This is a genomic window from Thiomonas sp. TH-17 (assembly GCF_057473305.1).
On sequence record NZ_JBYCKI010000224.1, the window covers coordinates 1 to 5,461 of the forward strand.

Genomic DNA, 5,461 nt, shown 5'->3' on the forward strand with positions numbered 1-5,461 from the left:
CGCGTCAAGCGCACCGATCCCGGCACGCCCGAACTCTGTCCCGTCTGGCAATTCCACCTGGCCTACACCGACGACGCCACCCGCGACTGGGTGCAACACGGCTGCACCACGGCTGGCATCGGCTGCCTGGAGTGCAAGCAGCCCGTCATCGATGCCATCCTGCGTGAACAGCAACCCATGTTCGAGCGCGCGCAGCCCTATCTCGACAACCCAGCACTGGTTCGCGACATCCTGGCGCACGGCAGCGACAAGGCGCGCGCCACGGCACAACAAACTATGCACGCCGTCCGGGACGCGATGGGCCTAAAGATTTGAAGAGGCCCGCTGTCGGCGCTTCCACAGGCGCCAGACGATGAATACAACGACCATGACGATAGTCAGCAGGATTTCCTCGGCCCATTGCAAGCGAGACGCCAACTGCGCCACGCCAGCGCCGAAAAACCATCCCAGCCCCGTGACCAGCGGCGCCCACAAGGCGGCGCCTATGGCGTTGTAAAGCACAAACCGCCAGGGCGCTACGCCCGCCATGCCGATCAGCACAGGCCCGGCGATGCGTAAGCCATAGAGGAAGCGCACGCTGACAATCGCCCAGGGCGCCCCGCGATGCAGCAAGCGCTGAACGCGGGGCAGATTGTTTTCCAGGCCCGAGAAACGCTTGACCAACTGCGGCCCAAACCAACGCCCCAGAAAGAAAAAAAACTGATCCCCCAGCGTAGCCGCCAGGGCCGCCACCAAAACAACCCAGGGCCACTCCAGCCAGCCACGATGGGCGCCATACCCCGCAAGCAGCAGTACGGTCTCTCCCTCGGCAAGGGCGCCCAATGCCACTGCGGCATAGCCGTAATGCCGAACGAAGTCCTCGACCATGGGCTGTGAGTCTATCGGGATAGTTGGCGCACAAAAAAACCGGCCAGTGGCCGGTTGATTTTGCAACGCCCTGACTTTTGATCAGGAAGCAGCCACCCTATCTAATTTAGATGGGGCGAATGGCAGAAGCCTGGGGACCTTTCGGGCCAGCCTTTACCGTGAATTCGACGCGCTGGTTTTCCTGCAGAGTGCGGAAACCTTTGGCCTGAATTTCAGAAAAATGCGCGAACAGATCTTCGCCGCCTTCATCAGGCTTGATGAAGCCGAAGCCCTTGGACTCGTTAAACCATTTCACAGTACCGGTAGCCATGAATCAACCTTTAAAGAAAATATAGATAAGTGCAAATCTTCAACAAGCCCGGCAAATCACTACTGTGAAACCGCCACAAACCAACCCTCAAGCAAATGAGAACCTTGGCTCTTGTTTCGACTGCGCATTAACTATACACGCAAAAAACCAGCGCGCGCGACAATTCAGCGCAGGGCAAACCCTCTGTGCACTACAGCAAACGGCGCGGGGTTGGATAAGGCGGACAATAGACGTTTTTCATACGGGCAGGGTCTCAGCGATTCGCTGGCGAGCGCATCGCATTGGTGCGTACCCTCAAAGCAGACACCTATTGTTTGGATCGCTGCAACACCTCAGAAACTCTCTCAAAATAACACTCTAACAAATTGTTTTTATGCATGTTTTTAGAGGAATTCATCACAAATCATTGGCCTCGAGAACGGCACTGACCATCGGCAATTTCGATGGGGTGCACCGGGGGCATCTCGCCATGTTGCACCAGTTGGTGCAAGTCGCCCGGTCGCGTGGACTGGTGCCGACGGTGCTGACTTTCGAGCCGCACCCGCGTGATTTTTTTGCAACACTCCAGGGCCGGCCCGACTCCGCGCCCAGCCATATTTCGACCTTGCGCGACAAGTTGTGCGCCTTGCGTGAAGCCGGAGTGCAGCAAGTGGTCGTGCTGCGCTTCGACCCCCGCATCGCCGCGTTATCTCCAGAGGAGTTTGTGGCGCAGATCGTGTGGCAAGGCCTGAAGGCGCAATTCGTCCTGGTTGGCGATGATTTCCGCTTTGGCGCCAGGCGCGCGGGAGATTTCGCCCAGCTCGATACCTTGATGCGCAACCTTGGCGGCGAAGCGCGGCAGATGCCTGTAGTCACGGAAACCGCGCTGAGAATCTCGAGTTCGGCTGTGCGGCAGGCGCTGCAGGCGGGAGACATGGAGACCGCGCAGGTTTTGCTGGGTCGCCCTTATGCCATTTCGGGGCATGTGCTGCACGGGGCCAAACTTGGCCGCCAGTTGGGCTTCCCGACGCTGAATCTGCGTTTTGATCGCGCACGCCCCGCGCTTGGCGGTGTTTTCGTCGCCCGGGTGCACGGGCTGGAGTTGGCGCCCCTGCCCGCCGTGGCGAGCCTGGGAACGCGACCGGCCGTCGAGACCGACGGGCGGGTGTTGCTGGAAACGCATGTGTTCGATTGGCAGGGAGATGCCTACGGTAAACTCATCCGGGTGGAACTCCTGCACAAACTGCGCGACGAAGCGCATTACCCCGACCTGACTCAACTGATTGCGGCGATTCAGAACGACAGCGACCAGGCGCGCGCCTGGTTTGCTCAGCTCGCCAGACAGACCACCCGCGATCGAATTTGACGGCGCGCGCCCTCAGGCACCCGACTCGCCCAACTTTGACGATCGGCTGCTTCGGGTGATATCGCCGTTCACTTTTTTCTCGCTCACTCCTTCTCAATGGACCCTTTGCTCGGGGCTCCAGCACAGCACTGCAATTCCATGGATCACGCCGACTCCTCCGCAGCCGAAAAACCCGATTACCGGGCCACGCTGAACCTGCCTGACACGCCCTTCCCCATGCGCGGCGATCTGCCCAAGCGCGAACCGCAATGGATCGCGGACTGGAACGAAAACGGTCTCTACCAGAGGTTGCGCCTGGCGCGCTCCGGAGCGCCGAAATTCGTGCTGCACGACGGCCCGCCGTATGCCAATGGCCAGATTCACATGGGGCATGCGGTCAACAAGATTCTGAAGGACATGATCGTCAAGGCGCGTCAGCTGAGCGGCTTTGATGCGGCTTACATTCCCGGTTGGGACTGCCACGGTCTGCCGATCGAAAACGCCATTGAAAAGCAGTTTGGCCGCTGCCTGCCACGCGACGAGATGCAGGCCAAGAGCCGCGCCTATGCGACGGCGCAGATCGACCAGCAAAGGACGGATTTCAAGCGCCTGGGCGTGCTGGGCGACTGGGATCATCCCTATCGCACCATGGATTTCGTCAACGAAGCGGCGGAGATTCGTGCTTTCAAACGGGTGATCGAGCGCGGCTTTGTCTATCGTGGCCTCAAGCCGGTGTATTGGTGTTTTGATTGCGGTTCGTCGCTGGCCGAATTCGAGATCGAATATGCCGACAAAAAATCGCAGACGCTCGATGTCGCTTTTGAGTCGAATGATCGCGCAGCGCTCGCTTCGGCTTTTGGCCTGCCCGCGCTGCCCGATGCCGCCAAGCCCGCCTTCGCCGTCATCTGGACGACGACCGCCTGGACGCTTCCCGCCAATCAGGCGCTCAATCTCAACCCGGAAATCGAATACGCCCTGGTCAATACGCCACGCGGCTACCTGGTGCTGGCCGCCAGTCTGGTCGAGGCCTGCCTGAAGCGTTATGAGATGGAGGGCGCGATCGCGGCCACCGCGCCCGGCAAGGCGCTGGGCGGGCTGGAGTTCCGCCACCCGCTCTACGAGGTGGATGCGGGTTACCGCCGACTGTCGCCGGTCTATCTGGCCGACTACGCTACCGCCGACGACGGTACCGGCATCGTGCATTCCTCACCCGCTTACGGTGTCGACGACTTCAACTCCTGCGTTGCGCACGGCATGGCCTATGAGGACATCCTCAACCCGGTGCAGGGCGACGGCAGCTACGCGCCCGACTTTCCGCTGTTCGGCGGGCAGAACATCTGGAAGGCGGTGCCTCACATCATCGACACCCTGCGCCAGGCTGATCGGCTGATGGCCACCTACAGCATCACCCACAGCTACCCGCACTGCTGGCGCCACAAAGTGCCGGTGATCTATCGCGCCGCGGCGCAGTGGTTCATCCGCATGGACGAAGGCGAAGGCGTGTTCACCAAGGACAAGGCGCCAAAAACGCTGCGGCAGATGGCACTTGAGGCCATTGAGCACACCAGCTTTTATCCCGAGAACGGCAAGGCGCGCCTGCACGACATGATTGCCAACCGGCCGGACTGGTGCATCAGCCGCCAGCGGAGCTGGGGCGTGCCGATCCCGTTTTTTCTGCACAAAGACAGCGGCGAACTGCACCCGCGCACCATGGACATTCTCGATATCGCCGCCGAGATGGTGGAGCATGGCGGCATCGAGGCCTGGAGCAAGGCCGGCGCCGCCGACATCCTCGCCCGCGTGGGTTGCGCAGACGACGCGGCGCTCTACAGCAAAAGCTCTGACATTCTCGAAGTCTGGTTCGACTCGGGCACCACGCACACCACCGTACTCATGGGCAGTCATGCCGGCGCGGGCCATGCCGAAGGCCCGCAGGCCGATCTCTATCTGGAAGGCCATGACCAACACCGCGGCTGGTTTCATTCCTCGCTGCTCACCTCGTGCGCCATGTACGGCCGCGCGCCCTACAAAGGCCTGTTGACCCACGGTTTCACCGTGGACAGCCAGGGCCGCAAGATGAGCAAGTCGCTGGGTAATGGCATCGATCCGCTGCAGACCTGCAACAAGCTCGGGGCGGAAATCATCCGCCTGTGGGTGGCCGCCTCCGACTATTCCGGCGACATTGCGGGAGACGACAAAATCCTCGCCCGTGTGGTCGACGGCTATCGCCGCATCCGCAACACGCTGCGGTTTCTGCTGGCCAATACCAGCGACTTCGATCCCGCCCGGCATGCCGTACCGCTGAGCCAGATGTTCGAACTCGACCGCTGGGCGCTTGCGCAGGCGCAGAGTCTGCAATCGGTCATCCTGGCGCATTACGACAAATACGAGTTCCACCCGGTGGTGGCCAAGCTGCAGGTCTACTGCTCCGAAGACCTAGGCGCGTTCTATCTCGACGCCCTGAAAGACCGCCTCTACACCACCGCGCCCGACAGCCTTGCCCGACGCAGCGCCCAGACCGCCCTGTGGCAGATCACCCAAGGCATGCTGCGCTGGATGGCGCCCTTCCTCAGCTTCACCGCCGAAGAAGCCTGGGCGCTGATCGGCAAGACCGAGAGCATTTTCGTCGAGACCTATTGGCAGTGGCCCGAGCAGGCCGACAGCGCCGTGCTACTTGAGCAGTGGGCGCGCATTCGTGCCATACGAGAGGCGACCAACAAGGAAATCGAGGCCCTCCGCGAGCAAGGCAAGATCGGTTCTTCGCTGCAGGCCGAAGTCGATATTTACGCCCCGCCGGCCGAGCACGCCCTGCTCGAACGCTTGGGCGACGATCTGCGCTTTGTGCTCATCACCTCGCGCGCCAGCCTGCACCCGAGCGATGGAGAACTGCGCATCGTGGTGACGCCCACGAAGCAGCCCAAATGCGAACGCTGCTGGCACTGGCGCGAAGATGTCGATGC

The 5,461-nt window shown here is 61.3% G+C and carries 4 protein-coding genes and 1 pseudogene; 3 read left to right on the plus strand and 2 right to left on the minus strand.

Annotated features, from left to right (window positions below):
* A pseudogene (locus tag AC2VLV_RS13320) lies at positions 1 to 315 on the plus strand (tryptophan--tRNA ligase); the annotation flags it as partial.
* On the opposite strand, the gene AC2VLV_RS13325 reads toward AC2VLV_RS13320, so the two are convergent.
* On the minus strand, positions 304 to 867 hold the full coding sequence (locus tag AC2VLV_RS13325) for a DedA family protein (protein WP_486990444.1): 564 nt from the start codon (positions 865 to 867) through the stop codon (positions 304 to 306). The pseudogene AC2VLV_RS13320 and the gene AC2VLV_RS13325 sit on opposite strands and share 12 nt — an antisense overlap.
* Positions 868 to 973: 106 nt before the next feature.
* Positions 974 to 1,177 (minus strand): cold-shock protein, encoded by a 204-nt coding sequence (locus AC2VLV_RS13330; protein WP_013105664.1) that lies wholly within the window; start codon positions 1,175 to 1,177, stop codon positions 974 to 976.
* A 373-nt stretch (positions 1,178 to 1,550) separates the two neighbouring features.
* Between AC2VLV_RS13330 and AC2VLV_RS13335 the strand changes: the two genes are divergently transcribed.
* Positions 1,551 to 2,522, plus strand: a complete 972-nt coding sequence (locus AC2VLV_RS13335; protein ID WP_486990445.1) for a bifunctional riboflavin kinase/FAD synthetase — start codon at positions 1,551 to 1,553, stop codon at positions 2,520 to 2,522.
* A 138-nt stretch (positions 2,523 to 2,660) separates the two neighbouring features.
* Positions 2,661 to 5,461, plus strand: a 2,801-nt coding sequence (ileS, locus tag AC2VLV_RS13340; RefSeq protein WP_486990446.1) for an isoleucine--tRNA ligase, incomplete at its 3' end; no start/stop codon positions are given.